This window comes from Neorhizobium alkalisoli (assembly GCF_007829835.1).
Taxonomy (GTDB): Bacteria; Pseudomonadota; Alphaproteobacteria; order Rhizobiales; family Rhizobiaceae; genus Neorhizobium.
Genome location: NZ_VIWP01000004.1, coordinates 259,493 through 276,957 on the forward strand (window position 1 = coordinate 259,493; position 17,465 = coordinate 276,957).

The following is a 17,465-nucleotide window of genomic DNA, read 5'->3' on the forward strand; positions in this document are numbered from 1 at the left end:
TATTAGTCATACGAAAAAGGAGCTTATCATGTCCGCTCACAAGAATATCCGTGGCAGCCGCATTGGTCGCGCATTCGCAGTTCTCGGTGCTGCCATCTCGGTTTCCGCCGCTGTCGAAGGTGGCCGCCGCGCCCGCGCCCAGGACCTCGAAACGCTCGGCATCGACGCCAAGGCTTTCAACCGCATCGGCTAATCGCCTGATTGATCTTGGGCGCTGGATTTCCGGCGCTCAGGCTAGAGCTGCTCAAATCCTCAACTGCAACTGCCGTGGCCTTTCCGCGTAGGCAGGTGCTGCGGGATCAAGCTGCCACCGGCCGATCTCTTCATGTCGCGTTTCGCCGACATGGCTGCAGATCAGCATGAATTCGCCTGCGATCCAGGCATAGTTGCGTGTGATCGGCTGCGGCTCGATCCTGCCGCAGCCATACACCAGCGTCACATGCGGCGTTGAATCTCTCTTGTAGGAATGCGGGACGTTTCGGCCCTTAAGAGCTTTGGCGAGCCGTTCTGCAAATTGCGCCACCTGTCCATGATCTTTCTCCGGATAGAGCGCCAGATGTCTGGCGCCGCCGAAGAGGCCGACGCTGTCGAGCGTGATCGGAATGGGGCGGGCGCTGATCTCCACTGCCGCTGCAACCGCCTTGGCAACCGTTTCATCCCGCGTGCCTTTCGGGTCATCCAGCGCCAACAGTGAAATATGCAGCATATCCGCCGGATGCGGCGGACGGTCGCTCTGGCCGCCCATGTACAGCGCCGCATCCTCGTGCATGCGCGTGGCAAGGGCTGCGGGTGGCTTGAAAACGAAGATCAACTCGCTCTTTGATCGACCTTTTACCGCGCGATGGCGCGTCCAGCCCTCTGTGCCCAGAAGCGGCAATTGGCCAGGTTTTGGCTGTAATGCCTCGACGGCACCCATTGCTCCACTCCGATATCATGTTCCTGTTGCCTCGATGCCGGCAGCGTATTATATAAAGAACATAAAGTGAACATATGGTTTCGGTGATGATTTTGCTTCAAGCTGAAATCAGTGGGTGTTTTGTGAGCGCGCAAGAAACGGGTTGAAACCGGCTGTGCGTGGCGCGATTCTCAAGGCTTCAACAAACGCGGGAGGTCACTCGTGGCTGAGCATTCTTATTCAATCTTTGAAACTGCCGGCGGCTTTTGCGGCATCGCCTGGAATGCCAATGGTATAACCCGATTCCAGTTGCCGACGCAGTCTGCCGATGCAACGGAAAAATTGCTGTTGAAGCGCCTTGCGCACGAAGCGGTTGCGGTAATGCCATCCGCAGAGATCGAAAAGGTGATCGCCGATATCCGGCGCTATTTCGCCGGCGAAAACGTCGATTTCAGCGGCGTAAAGCTCGATCTCGGCGCCCAGGAAGATTTCTTCCGGCAGATTTATACGGCTGCGCGAAAACTCGCCTGGGGTGAAACAACGACCTATGGCACGATCGCAAAATCGCTCGGCGCCGGGCCGGAAGCGGCCCGCGATGTCGGCCAGGCCATGGCGAAGAACCCGGTTGCCCTGATCATCCCCTGCCACCGCGTTCTGGCGGCAGGCGGCAAGATCGGCGGCTTTTCCGCGCCGGGTGGTTCGCATTCGAAGGCGAAGATGCTGGAGCTGGAAGGCATCGTGCTTGCCGCTGCCGAACCGGCCCAGCAATCCCTGGCCTTCTGAGGCGGTGATCTGGCCCTTAATGGGCCAGGAATTTGTACGCGACGTAACCGATGATCAGCACCGCTGCCACGGCCATGGCGATATGCCCGAGCCGCTTTTCGATGAAATGGCGAATACCTTCGCCATAACGGCGCAGCAGCCAGGCGAGCAGGAAGAAGCGCGCGCCGCGGGTGATGATCGCCGAGACGATGAACAGCCAGATATCGACATGCACGGCGCCGGAGAGGATCGTCACGACCTTGATCGGCGGCAGATGCGCAAAACCTGACGTCACCAGCATCAGCACGATCGTTTCGAATGTGATGCCGGATTTCAGCTGGTTGAACGTGTCGAGCTTGCCATAAAATTCCAGGATCGGCGCTGCGATCGCGTCGAAGGCGAAATACCCGATCCACCAGCCCGCAATACCGCCCAGAACGGAAAACACTGTGGCGACCAGCGCATAACGCCAGGCCCGTTCGGGCTTTGCCAGCGACATCGGCAGGAAAAGCACGTCCGCGGGGACGAGGAAGACTGAACTTTCGACAAAAGCGATGACGGCCAGCCAGATTTCCGCGGATTTGCGGGCGCTGAGCGCCATGGTCCAGTCATAGAGTCTACGCAGCATGCTTTGGGTTTCCTGTGTGATTTCGTGACCGACGGCGTGATCTGTATTTATGAATACGGCCTGAAGACGACGAACTTTGTGCGCCGCCGCAATCCGGCTGTCCGGAGCGTCAGAAAAATCCACATATGGGTCGGAAAGGTCAAGCGCAGACGCGATGAAGTTTCGTGTGATCCTTCATCGGTTAAGGCGAAAAGCGTAATTCAAAGAAGAGCTTCTTTGGGAGAGTGGGGCAAAGGCCCCACATCTCGGGATGCGAACAGGCTTATTCCCACTCGATCGTGCCGGGCGGCTTCGACGTGACGTCATAGACGACGCGGTTGATGCCGCGCACCTCGTTGATGATGCGGGTTGCTGCACGGCCGAGGAAGTTCATGTCATAAGGATAGAAATCCGCCGTCATGCCATCGACCGAGGTGACTGCGCGCAGAGCGCAGACGAAATCGTAGGTGCGGTAGTCGCCCATGACGCCGACGGTCTGGACCGGAAGCAGCACGGCGAAAGCCTGCCAGATCGTGTCGTAGAGGCCGGCCTTGCGGATTTCGTCGAGATAGATCGCATCCGCCTTGCGCAGGATATCGAGCTTTTCGCGGGTAACGCCGCCCGGGCAGCGGATCGCGAGGCCCGGACCCGGGAAGGGGTGACGGCCGATAAACGATTCCGGCAGGCCGAGTTCGCGGCCGAGCGCGCGGACTTCGTCCTTGAACAGTTCGCGCAGCGGCTCGACGAGCTGCATGTTCATGCGCTCGGGCAGGCCGCCGACATTGTGGTGGCTCTTGATCGTGACCGATGGGCCGCCGGAGAAGGAGACGCTTTCGATGACGTCGGGATAAAGCGTGCCCTGCGCCAGGAAGCGCGGAGCGCCCTTGCCGTCCGCGGCGATCTTGGCGGCTTCCGCTTCGAACACTTCGATGAACAGCCGGCCGATCGTCTTGCGCTTCACTTCCGGGTCGGTAACGCCTTCGAGCTGGCCGAGGAAGAGTTCGGATGCGTCCACGGCCACGAGCGGAATGTTGTAGTGATCGCGGAACATGCCGACGACCTGTTCGGTCTCGCCCTGACGCATCAGGCCGTGGTCGACATAGATGCAGGTGAGCTGGTCGCCGATCGCCTCATGGATGAGGATCGCTGCAACGGACGAGTCGACGCCGCCGGAAAGGCCGCAGATGACGCGCTCGGAACCCACCTGGTCCTTGATCTTGCGGATCATTTCGGCGCGATAGGCCGCCATGGTCCAGTCGGATTTCAGGCCGACGATCTTGTGCACGAAGTTGGAAAGAAGCTTGGCGCCATCCGGCGTATGCACCACTTCCGGGTGGAACATGGTCGAATAATAGTGGCGGCTCTCGTCGGCTGCGATCGCGAACGGCGCGTTTTCCGAGGTTGCGATGACTTCAAAACCGTCCGGCAGCTGGGTGACGCGGTCGCCATGGCTCATCCAGACCGGATAACGGCTACCCTGTTCCCAGAACCCGTCGAACAACGGGCTTGCCTTCTTGATCTCGACATCGGCGCGGCCGAATTCGGCGGCATGGCCACCTTCGACGACACCGCCGAGCTGGGTGCAGAGCGTCTGCTGGCCGTAGCAGATGCCGAGGATCGGCACGCCGCTGTCGAACACCGCCTGCGGAGCGCGCGGGCTGCCTTCCGTCGTCACCGAAGCCGGGCCGCCGGAGAAGATCACGCCCTTCGGCTGCAGCTTTTGGAAAGCTTCAGCGGCGTTCTGGAACGGATGAATTTCGCAATAGACCCCGGCCTCGCGGATACGGCGCGCAATGAGCTGCGTCACCTGGCTGCCGAAATCGATGATGAGGATGCTGTCGGGATGAGCTATCTGGGTCATGGCGAGCCTTTAAAGAAGCTTCGCGTTTTTTGCAACTGCGTCAGAGTGCCAAAACGCCGCTTTCGAGGGCCTTTTCGAGCGCATCGATGGTGATCGCCAGCTTCTCGTCGATCACATGCAGATATTCGGTCCAGCTGCCGACATGTTTCAGCTCTTCCTTGCCATCCGAAATGCCACGCAGGCCGATCAGCGGCAGGCCGAACAGCTGGCAGCAGCGCATCACGGCAAAGGTTTCCATATCCACCATATCGGCCGAGATCAGATCATAGGCTGCGCCGGACACGATATTGCCGCCGGTCGAAAGCGATGCCCTGGGAACGTCGGGGATGATAAGCGAAAGGGGCATGATGGCGGGATGATCGAGAAACGGCGTGCGACCCTTCTCGAAACCGAGCGGCGAGGCGTCCATGTCGCGATAGGCGACGGAGGAAACCTGATAGACTTCCGTCTGTTCGAGGTTTCGCGAACCGGCCGAACCGAGCGAAACGAGAAGATCCGGCATCGTCCCTGACGCCTGCAGTTTTGTCAGCGCATGCGAGAGCACGATGGCCGCCTCGACGGGGCCGACGCCGGTCATCAGCGGCTTGATGCGGCTTTTCAGATGCGGCCCATATTCCGCATCGACAGCCATGACGAACAGAACCTGTTTGCCGCCAAGTGTTTTCAGTTCGAAACTCATCCGACCACATCCTCTCGGCCACGGATTACCATCATCGAAGAGGTCATGGAGGCGATCAGCTTTGCCGGCCCGTCGCCGATCGCATAGGCGCGGCCGTCGGCAACGATGATCGTCGAGCCCGGCTTGGTGATTTCGCCACGAAACAGAAACCGTTCGCCGCGTCCGGGCGACAGAAGGTTGACCTTGAACTCGATCGTCAGGATCGAGACGTCCGGAGCGATCGTCGTATAGGCGGCATAGGTACAGGCGGTTTCGAGCGCGGCGGAAATCACGCCGGCATGCAGAAAGCCATGCTGCTGCGTCAGCTTTTCGTCATAGGCAAATTCGATCTCGACCATGGCCTGTTCGGCACGGGTCAGCTCGGCGCCGAGCATGTCCATTGCCCCCTGCCGGCCAAAACTCTGCCTGATGCGGTCTCGGAAGTCGCCGGTATCAATCATGGGGATCGGGTGCGCTCGCTGTCTTTCCTATAGTGTTCATGAAACTCGCACGCCCTGCGCCATCAGGCAAGCCACCGGAATGTCACATCAATTCAGCATGACGATCGAAAGATTGAGCATCGTCGCAAAGGCGACCCAGAGCGCATAGGGCACAAAAAGCAGAGCCGCCCAGCGGTTCGGCCGCCAGCTCATGGCGATGAAGAGAAGGATGAAGACAAGCATCGGGATGATGATCGCCAGTCCGAGCGCCGGGTTCTGCATGCCGAAAAAGGCCGGCGACCAGAGGATGTTCAGAAATCCCTGTATTGCGAACACGATAAGCCGCCGCCCGTTATTCTCGTCATACCAGGTTGCGGCAAGGGCTGCGCCGATCATCCCGTAAAGCACGGTCCAGACGGGCGCAAAGATCCAGCTGGGTGGATTGAAGAAGGGCTTGTTGAGCGACTGATACCATTCGCCCGGAAGATTGCTGACACCGCTGATCACGCCGATGGCGATGGAAGCGAGGATGAAAATGCTGAAGACGATGACCTTGCTCATGCCCGCGCAGATAGGGCGGGCAGGGCGGTTTGGAAGTCAGACTATCCGCACGATATGCTGGTCCCAGGCCACCCTGCTGCGGGTCTGGTTGAACTGCCCGTCATAGGAGGAGGTGGCGATGCCGCTTTTTGCTGGTGCAACGCCCGCCGCCTCGCGCAAAACATCTTCCTTCAGCACCAGCCCGGTCTTCACATCGAGCGTTACGGCCGTCCCGCCGACCGGGGAGGTGAGGCCAACCACGCCATCACGACGGTTGACGGCGATCGCACCGACATAATTGCCGAGCCGTACCGTCGTCTCCTCCGGCAGATCGAGCAGCGCGATATCCTCGCCCTTCGATAGCCAACCCGCCAGCGGCGGCAGCGCGTTGCGGGCGCCCTCCCACTGGCAGGCAAACCAGATGCGGCCATTGTCGGCGATATCGAGATGCCGTGTGGAAAGCTGGGCCAGCGAGGAGGGCAGGGTGTGTTTCTGGATCAGGGCACCGCTCTTCGCATCGAGCAGCACCAGGGACGGTTCCATCCGGTCGATATTGAGCTTGGTGCGGCCGAAATCCGGATGGGTCTCGATCCCGCCATTGGCGATCACCAGCATTTTTCCATCGTCGGACACGGTCATGTCATGGGTGCCGATGCCATACGCCTCGAATTCGCCGATACGCTGGAAGGACTGGCCCGCATCATAGATGCCGATCATGCCGCGATTGCCTTCGAAGTCGTTCTCGCTGGCGTAAAGCAGTCTTCCATCCGGCGAAAAGTGTCCGTGGCCGTAGAAGTGCCGGCCTACCGGCGAGGTGATGATGACCGGCTCGGCCTTGCGCGCCGGGTCGAAAGCCATGGCAAATGTGCCCGGACGGCGGGCAAAGGCGACGGCGCGGCCAGTGGCGGGACTGAAGGCAAGCCCGTGGGCGCGTGCCGGCAGAGTGATCCGGTCGATGATCTCGCCGCGTTCGGATACGGTAGCGATACCGAACGCGCCATCCGGCGCGCGAAAACCGGAGGCGTAAACGGCGTCGGCCCGTTCCAGTGCCATCAGCGAGCCGGGTACCAGCCCTGCGGCAAAGGTGATGCCTGCCGCCTTCAGGAAATTGCGCCGGTCGATCGTCTCGCCGCGAAAGGACAAGGTTCAGTCTCCGTCCGCAAAGGAGAAGCCGGAGGAGAGGCCGATTGCACCGCCATAACCATCGTTCAGCTTGGCGATCACATCCTTGCCATCGGCAAGCAGGGCATCCAGCTTCTTGCGGTCGGCCGGATTGACGACAGCCTTTTCGAGATCCGGGTCGATCTTCGCCGTCAGATCGGTCATCGCCTTGAGCTGGACATGGATGGCACTGACCACGGGCCGGTCCTTTTCGTCGAGCAGGGCAACCATGCCCGATTTCTCAAGCAGCGACGAAAGTCCGCTCAGATTGGCGGCGACCATCGGCCATGTGTTTTCCGAACGCCAGAACAGCGCCTGCTTCGGAAAAGTTACCTTGTCGGCGCCCTTGTAGAAGGTTTCGATCCGCTGGTCGCGCACGGCTTCCGCGCCATGCACGAGAATGCCGAGCAGCGCGGTGATCGCCTCGCCGCCAGTGCGGAAGGCAGGATTGTCCGGGCCTGGCTGCTCCCAGGCTTTCTGGATACCGTCAGGCGCATCCCAGATATCCGAAAGTTCCTTCGCCACATTGCCGACATTGCCGGCAACGGCTGCGCCATAACGGCAGCGGAAACTGTTCTTGTCAGCGGCAAGTGTCTCCGACCCGGTGCCGAACAGCAGATATTCCAGCGCGCCGAGCCCTTGGGTAGCAACGCTCTTGGTGCCGAGCGTTTTCGCATCGGTCGCCGTCTCGTCGGATTTCGAGAGGATGGCCTGGACCTGTTTCAGCCCGGTGCTCTTGCGGTCGGGATAAAACAGGATGCGTTCAAAACGGTTCTGCTCGATGACGGGACCAACGCGGACGATCTCGATATGCGCCCAGCTGGCCGCGAGCTTGCCGAACTCGGTTCTCGACGCGGCAAGATTTGCCTTGGAAGGCGCATCGCACAACGTCTTCATCGAAGCCGCCATCGCCTCAGCCGAAACCCCAAGCGCATCGTAACCCGGCCGGATAAAACCATCGACCGCCGCCGTCATCACCTTCGTCACTTCCGCTTCAGGAAGTGCGACCGCGGGCGCTGCATTATCCGCCTCCTGCGCAAAGGCCGATAGGGGCAGAAGGGAGAGGAGGCCGGCGGCAAGGATCCTACGCATCAGAGTGACTCCAGGAATTTGAGAAGGGCGGCACGATCGGTCTTGGAAAGCGCTGCAAAGGCATCGCGGGATTTCTGGGCCTCGCCGCCATGCCAGAGAACGGCTTCGGTAAGATTGCGGGCGCGCCCATCATGCAGGAAGAACGTATGGCCGTTGACGGTTTTTGTAAGGCCGATGCCCCAGAGCGGCTGGGTGCGCCATTCATTACCGTCGGCCACGCCCACCTGCTGGCCATCGGCGAGACCTTCGCCCATGTCATGCAGCAGGAAGTCGGAATAGGGCCAGATCAGCTGAAACGACTGCGCCTTGTTGCCGGCATCGCGTCGGGTGACGAATTTCGGCGTGTGGCAGGCGGTGCAGCCGGACTGATAAAACATCTCCTTGCCCTTCAGCACTTCCGGATTGCCCATATCGCGGCGCTGCGGCACGGCAAGGTTTTCGGAATAGAAGGTGACGAGGTCGAGAACCGGGTCCGGTGCCTCCACCGGCCCGAGCCGTTCCTGTACACCGGTCGGCATGGCAAGACAGGCAGCCTGAGCCTTGGTGCAGTCGCCGTGATCGAACGGATCGTCCGGCGTCGAGATGCCGAGGTCACCAGCGAAGGCCGAAGAACTCTGGTCGCGCACCGAGGCGTTCTGAGCCTTGAAGCCGAACCGGCCGAGCTTCAGCTCACCGCTCTTGTGATCGCGCACCATCGCGGCCTTGCCGGAAATGCCGTCACCGTCCTTGTCGTCGGGATCGGCCCTGGCAAGAATGTCGGCTTCGGGGATTGCCTGGATCAGGCCCATGCCGAGCATTGGTGGCGCAATGCGCGGCGACAGCGTCACATCGCCTTCCATCGGCCCGTAACCGAGATCGGTGACGGAATAGGTCGGCTTGCGCAGGTGTACGATCTCGCCATCCGCCAGCTTGACCGGGATCTCCTCATAGGAAATCTGCATCTTGCCTTCCGAGGCAAGTCCCGGAACGGCGAGGTCCTGAAACTGCTCGCCATAGACCGCGTCCGGGAAATTCAGTTTCTGATAGGTCGCGACCTGCTGTTTTTCCGCCTCGGTGCGCGCCGGGCGTGCCAGCCGCAAAAACATCGAGGTCGCGTCGGCCCCGCCTTCCGGCGGATGCCCGCGCCCGTCCTTCAGATGACAGCTCTGACAGGCCCGCGCATTGAACAGCGGCCCGAGCCCGTCGGAAGCCTGGGTCGAGGAGGGGGCTGCTACCCAAAGCTTGGTGAAAAGCGCATTGCCGAGCTTGAAAGTACCCTCTTCGGCAAAGGTGATATTGGCGGAAAAATGCGAAAATGAATCGCCGTTGACATCGGCGCGCGTGGTCGCCGCTCCGCCTGCCATCAGTTCGAACTGTTCCGGCTTGGAAAAATCGGTCGTCGGCCGCGTCACGGTCTCGACGCGCTTCAGGTCTTTCGGATTGAGATCCGTGCGGGTGGTCGGAAAGGCCACGTCACCGCCGGTGGCGATCAGTGGCGTCAGAACCAGGGCGCCCGAAATCAGCGGCAGCAGAAAGGCGAGCGCTTTTGGCGCAAGTGTTTTGGGCGCGTTCATGAATGATCGGGCCGCAGGCGTAAACGAAAACGCCGCGGCCCGCCTTTTCGGTTCTTATTTGAAGACGGCGTCGGGATTGTCGAGGCTGTCGGAACCTTCGAGCTTGACGGTGCCGAGGTCAAGTGCGGCGAGCACGCGCTCGACCGACTTCGACTGGTCGATCAGACCGTCGATCGCCTTTTGCACGACGGCATTGCCCTCGGTATTGCCTTCACCGATCATCTGGTCATAGGCCTCGACCTTGTGAGCGCGGTCGGCCATGGCGTTCATGGCGTCGAGCGTCGTATCGAGCTTGCCCTTCATCTCGGTATCGAGCGCCTTGTCCTTGGCGGCAACGAGATCCGAGAGCGACGGGCCGGTCATCTTCGTGCCGTCGACGCGGGTATATTCACCCGTATAGGCCGACTTGATACCGATCGCGTCGTTCAGGTGCGAGGCGTAGGTGTTGTCGGAGAAGCAATCATGCTCTTCTTCCGGATCATGCAGCAGAAGGCCGAGCTTCATGCGCTCACCGGCGAGTTCGCCATAGGAGAGCGAGCCCATGCCGGTCAGGATCGCGGTCAGGCCCTTTTTGCCATTGGCCTCGACATGCTTGGCAGCCTTGCCCTTCGGTGCCCAGGCGGCGACCATGTCCTTCAGGTCGGAAACCAGAAGATCGGTCGCGGCCTTCAGATACTGGGCGCGGCGGTCGCAATTGCCATGGGTGCAATCGGCCTTGCTGTAATCCGTAAAGGGCCGGTTGCCGGCGCCCGGTCCCGTACCGTTCAGGTCCTGACCCCAGAGCAGGAATTCGATCGCATGATAGCCGGTGGCGACATTCGCCTCGATTTCGCCGGCCTCGTTCAGGCCGCGCAGGGTCTTGGCGTTGAACTTGGTGAGGTCCATGGTCTTGCCATTGACCTTGATCTTCTTGTTGGCAATGACATTGGCGGTATAGAGCGCGTTTTCATCGCTTTCGGTGCCGTAGGAGGCATCGACGTAATCGATCAGGCCTTCGTCCAGCGGCCAGGCATTTACCTTGCCTTCCCAGTCGTCGACGATCGGGTTGCCGAAACGGTAGACTTCCGTCTGCTGGTAGGGAACGCGGGCTGCGATCCAGGCTTCGCGGGCAGCCTTCAGCGTTTCGTCGCTCGGCTTGGCAATCAGGGCATCGACTGCCTTGTTCAGCGCCTGCGCGGTGGTCAGCGCATCCTGGTATTTCGCATGGGCCAGCTCGGAATAGTGCTTGAGCACGGCGGCGGTCGTCACGGTCTCGGCTCTGGCCGGTGTCACGGTGAATGTCGCCGAAGCGGCGAGAAGCGCCAATGTGGCGCTGAAAGCGATCTTGCGGATCATATCCCTCTCCTTCGCGGCCTGATCTGAAGGCCGTCCGTGGGGTACTTTGCGCAAATGCAAACTGGTGTCAAACAATCTAGTTTAGAACGGTTTCAAATAAAACCGTCAGATGTATTTGGCTTGCCAAAGGCTCCAAACCGCAGCGGATTTATGCCTTGCGTTGCATCCGGCAGAAGAAGAAACCATCCGTGTCGGTGCTGGCCGGTGTCAGCGTCACGGTCGATCCGTCGCTGGAGCGCGGCGCCGGAGCCTGCGCGCCGAACAGGGCGCCCCAGTTCTGGGCGGCCGGTGCGATGGAGAAACCCGGGTTCTCGGCGCAGAAGCGCGCCACCTGGCGGTCGTTTTCTTCCGGCAGGATGGAGCAGGTGACATAGACCAGCGCCCCGCCGGGCTTGACGAACACGGCCGCTTCGGAAAGCGCTTCCTGCTGCTGGGCAATCCGCTCGTCGAGGTTCTTCTGGGTCAGCCGCCATTTCGTGTCGGGGCGGCGGCGCCAGGTGCCGGTGCCGGTGCAGGGTGCATCGACAAGCACGGTATCGAGCTTGCCTCTCAGCCCATTGAGCTGCTGCGGATCGTCGTGCACCTGAACGTTGCGGGTGCCGGCGCGGCGCAGGCGCTCGATGATCGGCGCCAGCCGCTTGCGATCGGCGTCATAGGCATGCACCTGACCCTTGTTGTTCATCGCAGCCGACATGGCGAGCGTCTTACCGCCGCCGCCGGCGCAATAGTCCAGCACCTGGTCGTGTTCGCCCGGCTGCACGAGATCGGCAACGATCTGCGAACCCTCGTCCTGAACCTCGAACCAGCCTTTCTGGAACGAAAGCTCGGCTGTGACGTTTGGAAGACGCGAGGCACCGTCGCCTGCGGCAATGCGGATGCCGTTACGGGCGATCGAGGCGGGCCTCGCGCCTGAGCGTTCGAGCGCCTTCACGACCTTGTCGCGGCCAGCCTTGAGAGTATTGGCGCGCAGGTCGAGCGTCGGGCGTTCCGCCAGTGCCTTGGCTTCGCTCAGCCAGTCCTCGCCGAAATTGGCTTCGAAGGACGGCTCGACCCAGTCAGGAATGTCGCCCTGGATATGCAGCGGCGCATCGGAAAGATCGCGGGAGGTGAAGGCGGCCAGATTGTCGACGCTCAGCGGATGCGGCGCAAACTTGTCATCGGCGAAGTCCGAAGCAAGTGCCTCGGCGGAATAGCCCCACTGGCGCAGGAGCACGGCATAGGCCAATGCGGTCGGGCTTTCGTCATCCATCAGGTAGGCGTGGGAAAGCCGCATACGCAGCGCGTCATAGACGATGTTGCCGATCGCAGCCCGGTCGCCGGATCCGGCGAAACGGTGGGCAAGGCCCCAGTCCTTCAGAGCATCGGCGACAGGACGCTTGCGCGTCTCGATGTCGGCCAACACATCAATGGCTCCGGCCACTCGTCCGCCCAGTCGCATATCTCGGTCTCCGTCGGTTGAACCCGTATGGGAAGGGTCCTAGCGGCGATTGAGCCGAAGGGCAAGAGGTGAGGTCCGTCAGGACTGTGAGAGGCCGTCAACCTGGATCAACCCCAGGCGCAGAGCCGATTAGCCGTTATCTTCCTTGATGCCCTTGCCGGCGACCTTCTGGCTGCCGGCGTCGACGATCTGATAACAGACCTGCGCGGTGCCGGAGGAAACCATGCCGATGTCCTGGGCAGCTGCCTTGGAAACATCCAGGACACGTCCGCGGATGAACGGGCCGCGGTCGTTGATGCGCACGATGACGCTTTTGCCGTTGCGCTTGTTGGTCACCAGAACCTTCGTGCCGAATGGCAGGCTGCGATGTGCTGCCGTCAGAAGTGATGCGTTCATCCGTTCGCCGGATGCAGTCCTGGATCCGGCCGAGTACCACGATGCGTGGCCACAGCCCGGTGCGGCATTGGCTTCCGCCACGCCGTTGAATGCGAATGCAGCTATCACGGCCGCCGCGAAAGTCGCGTTTCGAATTGTTGTCAAATCGATCGTCCCCGTCGTTTTGTCCCTGCACAAGTCGTGCGGCGGGGCTTAAGCGGGGCCAAAAGTGGCGAAAACGTGGGACTTTTGATCACGGAACGTTACGGATTGTAACATTTGTGATTAGATTGCTGCCGATCTTTTTAAGAAGCCAGCTAAGTTTCGTCGGAATAAAACCTTTAAAAACAGTCTGGAAACGAAATTTCGTTCCGCGTGTGTGGCGAGAGACTCTGCGATCACGAAAACAGCAGAAAAAAATTTATCGCCGAGGCAGATTCTTTGCCTCATTCGGGCAAAATTTGTGGCGACATGCCGCATGGGTTAAGAAAGAATGACTAGAAAGGTGCCGCTGGATGGAATTTTCACCTGTTCCAGTTTGGGAATATCATCCTTTCCAGCGGCCTGAATCCCACATTTCGGCAAGCGACATCCGGTAATTCGGAAAGCGGAACTGGAAACCCGCAGCCCGGATTCTGGCATTCGAAACGCGCTTGTTGGCGCCATAGAAAGAGCGCGCCATAGGTGTCATTTCGGCCGTGTCAAAATCCAGTTCCGGCGGCGGCTCGACACCCATCAGGCGCGCCGCTTCCACGATCACGTCCTGCGGCGGACCGGGCTCGTCGTCGGTGACATTATATATGCCGCCAATCCTGGCTGTGCCGAGGAAGAGCGCCGCGCCTCCGATATCCTCGACGCGGATCCGGTTGAACACCTGATCCTTCTTTATAATGCGCCGCGCCGTGCCGCGGGAGAGATTGACGAAAGCGTTGCGGCCCGGCCCGTAAATGCCGGACAGCCTCAGCGCCGCCACCGGTACGCCAGCCGTCGCCGCTTCCGCTGTCCAGGCCTCTTCCGTATCCACCCGCTCGATCGAGCGGCCGAGGATCGGGCTTCCCGGCGTCTCTTCCGTCACCCAGCCGCCACCGTGATCGCCATAGACGCCGACGGTGGAGAGATAGCCGATCCATTCGAGCTTTGGGAAAAGTGCGGCAAGCCGGCCGGTGACCAGTTTCAATAATGGATCGCCCTCCCGTCCCGGCGGGATCGATTGGATGAGATGAGTGACGCTTCCCATCCACGAAAGGATATCGCCGGCGAATGCACTGCCATCAAACAGAAACGGCACGATTCCGGCAGCGGATATGATGTCGGTTTTTTCGGTGCTTCTTGCAGTTCCGGCCACGTCTGCGCCTGCGGCCTGGAAGGCTTTGGCAATCGCCATGCCGGAATAACCGCATCCGAAAATCATCACCCGCATCAAGCCGCTCCTGCCATTCGCCATTCTTCAAGCACGTCCGGATCCTCTTCCGCACCACGTTCGTCCGCAAACGCGCGAAAAACCTCGTCCGTCATCAATTGCTTCAATGCCCAGATCGCCATTCCTCGCACGACCGGCGAGCTGTCGGCCGAGAGCACCCGACATTGCGCGATCAGGCTCCCGTCGGAAGAGTTTCCGGCAGCGATCAGCACATTGCGGACAAAACGGTCGCGGCCGATGCGCTTTACCGGCGAGCCGCTGAACAGCGCCCGAAAGTCGGCATCGTCGAGCGTCAGAAGATCGGCGATTGCGGGTTCCTTCAGGTCTTCGCGCGCCTTCAGCTTCATTTCTGAGGCGCTGGCGGCAAACTTGTTCCACGGGCAGGTGGCAAGGCAATCATCGCAGCCATAGATGCGGTTGCCAATCAGCGGCCGGAAGGCGGGGGCGATCGTCCCTTTGTGCTCGATCGTCAGATAGGAAATGCAGCGCCGGGCATCGAGCCGGTAGGGCGCCGGAAAGGCCGATGTCGGACAGGCGTCCAGGCAGGCGCGGCAAGAGCCACAATGGTCGCGCTCCGGCTCGTCCACTATAAGGTCGGCCGTGGTGAACATGCTGCCGAGAAACAGCCAGGATCCGTGCGTGCGGCTGACGAGGTTCGTGTGTTTTCCCTGCCAGCCGAGGCCGGCGGCTTCCCCGAGCGGTTTTTCCATGACAGGGGCCGTGTCGACGAAAACCTTGACGTCCTCGCCGGCGCGCGCTGCAAAGCGCGTGGCGACTTCCTTGAGCCGCCCCTTGATGATGTCGTGATAGTCGCGATTGCGCGCATAGACGGAGATCGCGGCCTTATCCGGCCTGTCGAGAATGCCGCGCGGATCTTCCTCCGGCCCGTAATTCATCGCAAACATCACGATGGACCGCACATCCGACCAAAGCACCTTGGGATCGCCGCGCCGTTCGCGCGTCTCTTCCATCCAGTCCATCGTGCCGTGATGGCCGTCGGCGAGAAAGATTTCCAATCGTTCAGGTGCGCGCGGAATGCTGTCCGGCCCGGTCACGCGACAGAGATCGAACCCCTGCGCCTTCGCTTCCTCGCGGATGAAGGCGGTCAGCTTCTCTCGTCGCGCTTGTGCCTTTGCGGCTGCCCGGTCGTCGATCATCCGATCCTGATCAGAAATCGAGGTCCGCATAATGAGACACCGGGGTGAGGCCGCGAATGCGCTCGGCAAGCAGCGGCCGGAAGGAGGGGCGGGATTTGATCCGCTGATACCAGTCCTTGGCAATCGGTGTTTCCGCCCAGTCGATCTCGCCGAGATAGTCGAGAACCGAAATGGAGGCCGCGGCAGCAAGATCGGCATAGCTCAGGCGTTCGCCTGCCAGCCATTGGCGCGAGCCGGCGAGCCAGGCGAGATATTTCATATGCTGGCGGATATTGGCGCGCGAGGTGCGCAGCACTTTCGAATCCGGCGCGCCGCCGCCCTGCGCCGCGGTCATCTGCAGTTTATAGACCCGTTCGCGTGTCAGCGGCCGCGTCACGTCCTGCTCCATCTTCTGCAGGAACCACTCGGTCAGGCGGCGGATTTCCGCGCGCTGCCAGGGATCTTCGGCCAGAAGCCGCCGGTCGCGCTTCAAGACGCCATGGGTCTCGTCCAGGAATTCCATCAGGACAGAATGTCCACAGAGGACGCGCATATTGTCGTCGACATAGACCGGCAAGGTCGCTGCCGGATTGAGCGAGAGGAACTCTCGGCGTTTTTCCCATGGCTGTTCCTCGACGAGATCCATCTGAAAGCCATATTCGGCGAGGATCAAACGCACGAAGCGAGAGGCAGAGGACATGGAGTGATGATAGAGCGTCGGCATGGATACTTGGGTTTCGATTATATTGTATAGGAAGGGCATGGCTGCTTCGTGCGCCCCACCGGACATATGGCAGCTATATGGATTTGGTAGGGCCAAGACAAGCAAGGCGCCATGCCGTGATTAAAACTGCCTGTAAGTTGTCAGCAAAGGATTAAGAATGGCAGACCAGTCGATTATCAGCGCCGTTCTGCTCGGCGTTATCGAGGGGATAACCGAATTTCTCCCGATTTCGAGCACCGGCCACCTTATTATCGCCGAGCAATGGCTCGGCAAGCGTTCGGACACGTTCAATATCGTCATCCAGGCCGGCGCCATTCTCGCCGTCACCATCATCTACTGGCGCCGCCTCATGGATCTGGCGCTCGGCTGGAGGGAGCCGAAGAATCGTCTTTACGCTGGCAAGCTGATCGTCGCCTTCCTGATCACCGCCGTTCTCGGCCTCATCGTCAAGAAGATGGGTTTCGAACTGCCGGATAACGCCACACCGATCGCCTGGGCGCTGGTCATCGGCGGCATCTGGATGATCTTCGCCGAATGGGCCGCTGCCAAAAGACCGCCCTATACCTCGATCACCTGGTATGTCGCGATCCTTGTCGGTATCGCCCAGGTCGTCGCCGGCGTCTTTCCCGGCCTGTCGCGCTCCGGCACGACGATCTTCATCGCCATGCTTGCCGGCACCGGCAGCCGCGCCGCTGCCACCGAATTTGCCTTCCTCGTCGGCATTCCGACCATGTATGCGGCAAGCGGCTATGAACTTCTGAAAACGGTGAAGGATGGCGGCATGGCCGGTGAGGACTGGACCTCACTCGGTATCGCATTCGTCGTCTCGACGATCGTCGCCTTCATCTCGGTCAAGTGGCTGCTGGCCTATATCCAGACCAACCGCTTCACGGCCTTTGCCATCTACCGCATCATCTTCGGTGGACTTCTGCTCGGCATGGTCGCGCTTGGCTACATGCCGCAGTCGAACGACGAAGCGCCGGCCGCTGCCGCGACCGAACTGCGTCCCGTCATTACCAAGTGATGTGCGGTGATATCTCGGAAATGACGAAGGCGGCCAATGGCCGCCTTTATTTTACGTGTCTCAGTGCTTGATCGAAGCCGTGCTGCACGGATCGACGCCATAGGCCGGCGAGCAATCCAGCTTGCCGGCGGCGCCGGTCTGGGGCGCCATGAAGGATCCTGCGAGGATCACCAATGCTGCACACGCAAAAAAGAGGGCGATAGGCTTGCCCATGTACGAACGCCTTTCAAACGGGGTCTGGGTATCTCGTCATCGCCGCAGACCGGATTTTGCCCGGTCGATGTACGGCGCGTATGAGACAGATTCAATAAAGCTTTTTATTAAACTGCCCGTTAACGCGAGACTGCGATTAACTGCGGCGTTTAAGCCACATAATTGGGCGTGAAGACAATTTCTCGATCTGCGGAGGTCGCCCGAAAGGGCGCCCATCCACTGTTTTGTTGC

17 protein-coding genes and 1 pseudogene are annotated in these 17,465 nt (G+C 60.5%); 3 read left to right on the forward strand and 15 right to left on the reverse strand.

The genetic code is table 11. From position 1 onward, the window contains the following. The first annotated feature begins 28 nt into the window (after positions 1-28). Positions 29-193 (forward strand): hypothetical protein, encoded by a 165-nt coding sequence (locus FHW37_RS33605; protein ID WP_186458291.1) that lies wholly within the window; start codon positions 29-31, stop codon positions 191-193. A gap of 51 nt (positions 194-244) precedes the next feature. Here FHW37_RS33605 and FHW37_RS16995 read toward each other — a convergent pair whose 3' ends face one another. Beyond that, on the reverse strand, positions 245-916 hold the full coding sequence (locus FHW37_RS16995; RefSeq protein ID WP_145638482.1) for a 2'-5' RNA ligase family protein: 672 nt from the start codon (positions 914-916) through the stop codon (positions 245-247). A gap of 201 nt (positions 917-1,117) precedes the next feature. Between FHW37_RS16995 and FHW37_RS17000 the strand changes: the two genes are divergently transcribed. Further along, a complete protein-coding gene (locus FHW37_RS17000) occupies positions 1,118-1,678 on the forward strand; it encodes a methylated-DNA--[protein]-cysteine S-methyltransferase (RefSeq protein WP_145638484.1) in 561 nt (186 codons plus the stop codon). A 16-nt stretch (positions 1,679-1,694) separates the two neighbouring features. On the opposite strand, the gene FHW37_RS17005 is transcribed toward FHW37_RS17000, so the two are convergent. The 14 genes from FHW37_RS17005 to FHW37_RS17070 all read right to left on the reverse strand — a co-directional run bounded on the left by FHW37_RS17005 (position 1,695) and on the right by FHW37_RS17070 (position 15,997). Next, positions 1,695-2,285, reverse strand: coding sequence for a YqaA family protein (locus FHW37_RS17005; RefSeq protein WP_145638486.1), 591 nt, complete (start codon positions 2,283-2,285; stop codon positions 1,695-1,697). 262 nt (positions 2,286-2,547) lie between these two features. Beyond that, positions 2,548-4,125, reverse strand: a complete 1,578-nt coding sequence (gene guaA / locus FHW37_RS17010) for a glutamine-hydrolyzing GMP synthase (RefSeq protein WP_145638488.1) — start codon at positions 4,123-4,125, stop codon at positions 2,548-2,550. 40 nt (positions 4,126-4,165) lie between these two features. Further along, positions 4,166-4,804, reverse strand: a complete 639-nt coding sequence (locus FHW37_RS17015) for a 5'-methylthioadenosine/S-adenosylhomocysteine nucleosidase (RefSeq protein ID WP_145638490.1) — start codon at positions 4,802-4,804, stop codon at positions 4,166-4,168. Continuing rightward, positions 4,801-5,244, reverse strand: a complete 444-nt coding sequence (locus FHW37_RS17020; RefSeq protein WP_186458292.1) for a PaaI family thioesterase — start codon at positions 5,242-5,244, stop codon at positions 4,801-4,803. The genes FHW37_RS17015 and FHW37_RS17020 overlap by 4 nt, the downstream gene beginning before the upstream one ends. Positions 5,245-5,331: 87 nt before the next feature. Further along, entirely contained in the window at positions 5,332-5,784 is a 453-nt protein-coding gene (locus tag FHW37_RS17025) for a TspO/MBR family protein (protein ID WP_145638494.1), read from the reverse strand. Between the two features lie 36 nt (positions 5,785-5,820). After that, complete coding sequence (locus FHW37_RS17030) at positions 5,821-6,906, reverse strand: DUF1513 domain-containing protein (RefSeq protein WP_145638496.1); 1,086 nt, start codon at positions 6,904-6,906, stop codon at positions 5,821-5,823. A 3-nt stretch (positions 6,907-6,909) separates the two neighbouring features. Then, positions 6,910-8,016, reverse strand: a complete 1,107-nt coding sequence (locus FHW37_RS17035) for an imelysin family protein (RefSeq protein WP_145638498.1) — start codon at positions 8,014-8,016, stop codon at positions 6,910-6,912. Continuing rightward, positions 8,016-9,569, reverse strand: coding sequence for a di-heme oxidoredictase family protein (locus FHW37_RS17040; RefSeq protein ID WP_145638500.1), 1,554 nt, complete (start codon positions 9,567-9,569; stop codon positions 8,016-8,018). The genes FHW37_RS17035 and FHW37_RS17040 overlap by 1 nt, the downstream gene beginning before the upstream one ends. A gap of 54 nt (positions 9,570-9,623) precedes the next feature. Continuing rightward, the gene (locus FHW37_RS17045) at positions 9,624-10,904 is read right to left on the reverse strand and encodes an imelysin family protein (RefSeq protein ID WP_145638502.1); all 1,281 of its coding nucleotides are present in this window, start codon (positions 10,902-10,904) and stop codon (positions 9,624-9,626) included. Positions 10,905-11,052: 148 nt separating this feature from the next. Next, on the reverse strand, positions 11,053-12,342 hold the full coding sequence (locus tag FHW37_RS17050) for an RsmB/NOP family class I SAM-dependent RNA methyltransferase (RefSeq protein ID WP_145638504.1): 1,290 nt from the start codon (positions 12,340-12,342) through the stop codon (positions 11,053-11,055). 129 nt (positions 12,343-12,471) lie between these two features. Then, a complete protein-coding gene (locus FHW37_RS17055) occupies positions 12,472-12,882 on the reverse strand; it encodes a septal ring lytic transglycosylase RlpA family protein (RefSeq protein ID WP_145638506.1) in 411 nt (136 codons plus the stop codon). Between the two features lie 382 nt (positions 12,883-13,264). After that, positions 13,265-14,137, reverse strand: coding sequence for an SDR family oxidoreductase (locus tag FHW37_RS17060; protein ID WP_145638507.1), 873 nt, complete (start codon positions 14,135-14,137; stop codon positions 13,265-13,267). Then, positions 14,137-15,294 (reverse strand): tRNA epoxyqueuosine(34) reductase QueG, encoded by a 1,158-nt coding sequence (gene queG / locus FHW37_RS17065; protein WP_145638509.1) that lies wholly within the window; start codon positions 15,292-15,294, stop codon positions 14,137-14,139. The genes FHW37_RS17060 and queG overlap by 1 nt, the downstream gene beginning before the upstream one ends. Positions 15,295-15,304: 10 nt before the next feature. Then, positions 15,305-15,997, reverse strand: a complete 693-nt coding sequence (locus tag FHW37_RS17070) for a glutathione S-transferase family protein (RefSeq protein ID WP_145638511.1) — start codon at positions 15,995-15,997, stop codon at positions 15,305-15,307. A 157-nt stretch (positions 15,998-16,154) separates the two neighbouring features. Here FHW37_RS17070 and FHW37_RS17075 point away from each other — a divergent pair. Continuing rightward, a pseudogene (locus FHW37_RS17075) lies at positions 16,155-16,949 on the forward strand (undecaprenyl-diphosphate phosphatase); the annotation flags it as partial. Positions 16,950-17,465 lie beyond the last annotated feature (516 nt).

Coding starts and splice junctions, on each gene's coding strand:
- FHW37_RS33605 (WP_186458291.1), top strand. CDS start 29: ATGTCCGCTCACAAGAATATCCGTGGCAGCCGCATTGGTCGCGCATTC.
- FHW37_RS16995 (WP_145638482.1), bottom strand. CDS start 916: ATGGGTGCCGTCGAGGCATTACAGCCAAAACCTGGCCAATTGCCGCTT.
- FHW37_RS17005 (WP_145638486.1), bottom strand. CDS start 2,285: ATGCTGCGTAGACTCTATGACTGGACCATGGCGCTCAGCGCCCGCAAA.
- guaA (WP_145638488.1), bottom strand. CDS start 4,125: ATGACCCAGATAGCTCATCCCGACAGCATCCTCATCATCGATTTCGGC.
- FHW37_RS17015 (WP_145638490.1), bottom strand. CDS start 4,804: ATGAGTTTCGAACTGAAAACACTTGGCGGCAAACAGGTTCTGTTCGTC.
- FHW37_RS17020 (WP_186458292.1), bottom strand. CDS start 5,244: ATGATTGATACCGGCGACTTCCGAGACCGCATCAGGCAGAGTTTTGGC.
- FHW37_RS17025 (WP_145638494.1), bottom strand. CDS start 5,784: ATGAGCAAGGTCATCGTCTTCAGCATTTTCATCCTCGCTTCCATCGCC.
- FHW37_RS17035 (WP_145638498.1), bottom strand. CDS start 8,016: ATGCGTAGGATCCTTGCCGCCGGCCTCCTCTCCCTTCTGCCCCTATCG.
- FHW37_RS17040 (WP_145638500.1), bottom strand. CDS start 9,569: ATGAACGCGCCCAAAACACTTGCGCCAAAAGCGCTCGCCTTTCTGCTG.
- FHW37_RS17045 (WP_145638502.1), bottom strand. CDS start 10,904: ATGATCCGCAAGATCGCTTTCAGCGCCACATTGGCGCTTCTCGCCGCT.
- FHW37_RS17050 (WP_145638504.1), bottom strand. CDS start 12,342: ATGCGACTGGGCGGACGAGTGGCCGGAGCCATTGATGTGTTGGCCGAC.
- FHW37_RS17060 (WP_145638507.1), bottom strand. CDS start 14,137: ATGCGGGTGATGATTTTCGGATGCGGTTATTCCGGCATGGCGATTGCC.
- queG (WP_145638509.1), bottom strand. CDS start 15,294: ATGATCGACGACCGGGCAGCCGCAAAGGCACAAGCGCGACGAGAGAAG.
- FHW37_RS17070 (WP_145638511.1), bottom strand. CDS start 15,997: ATGCCGACGCTCTATCATCACTCCATGTCCTCTGCCTCTCGCTTCGTG.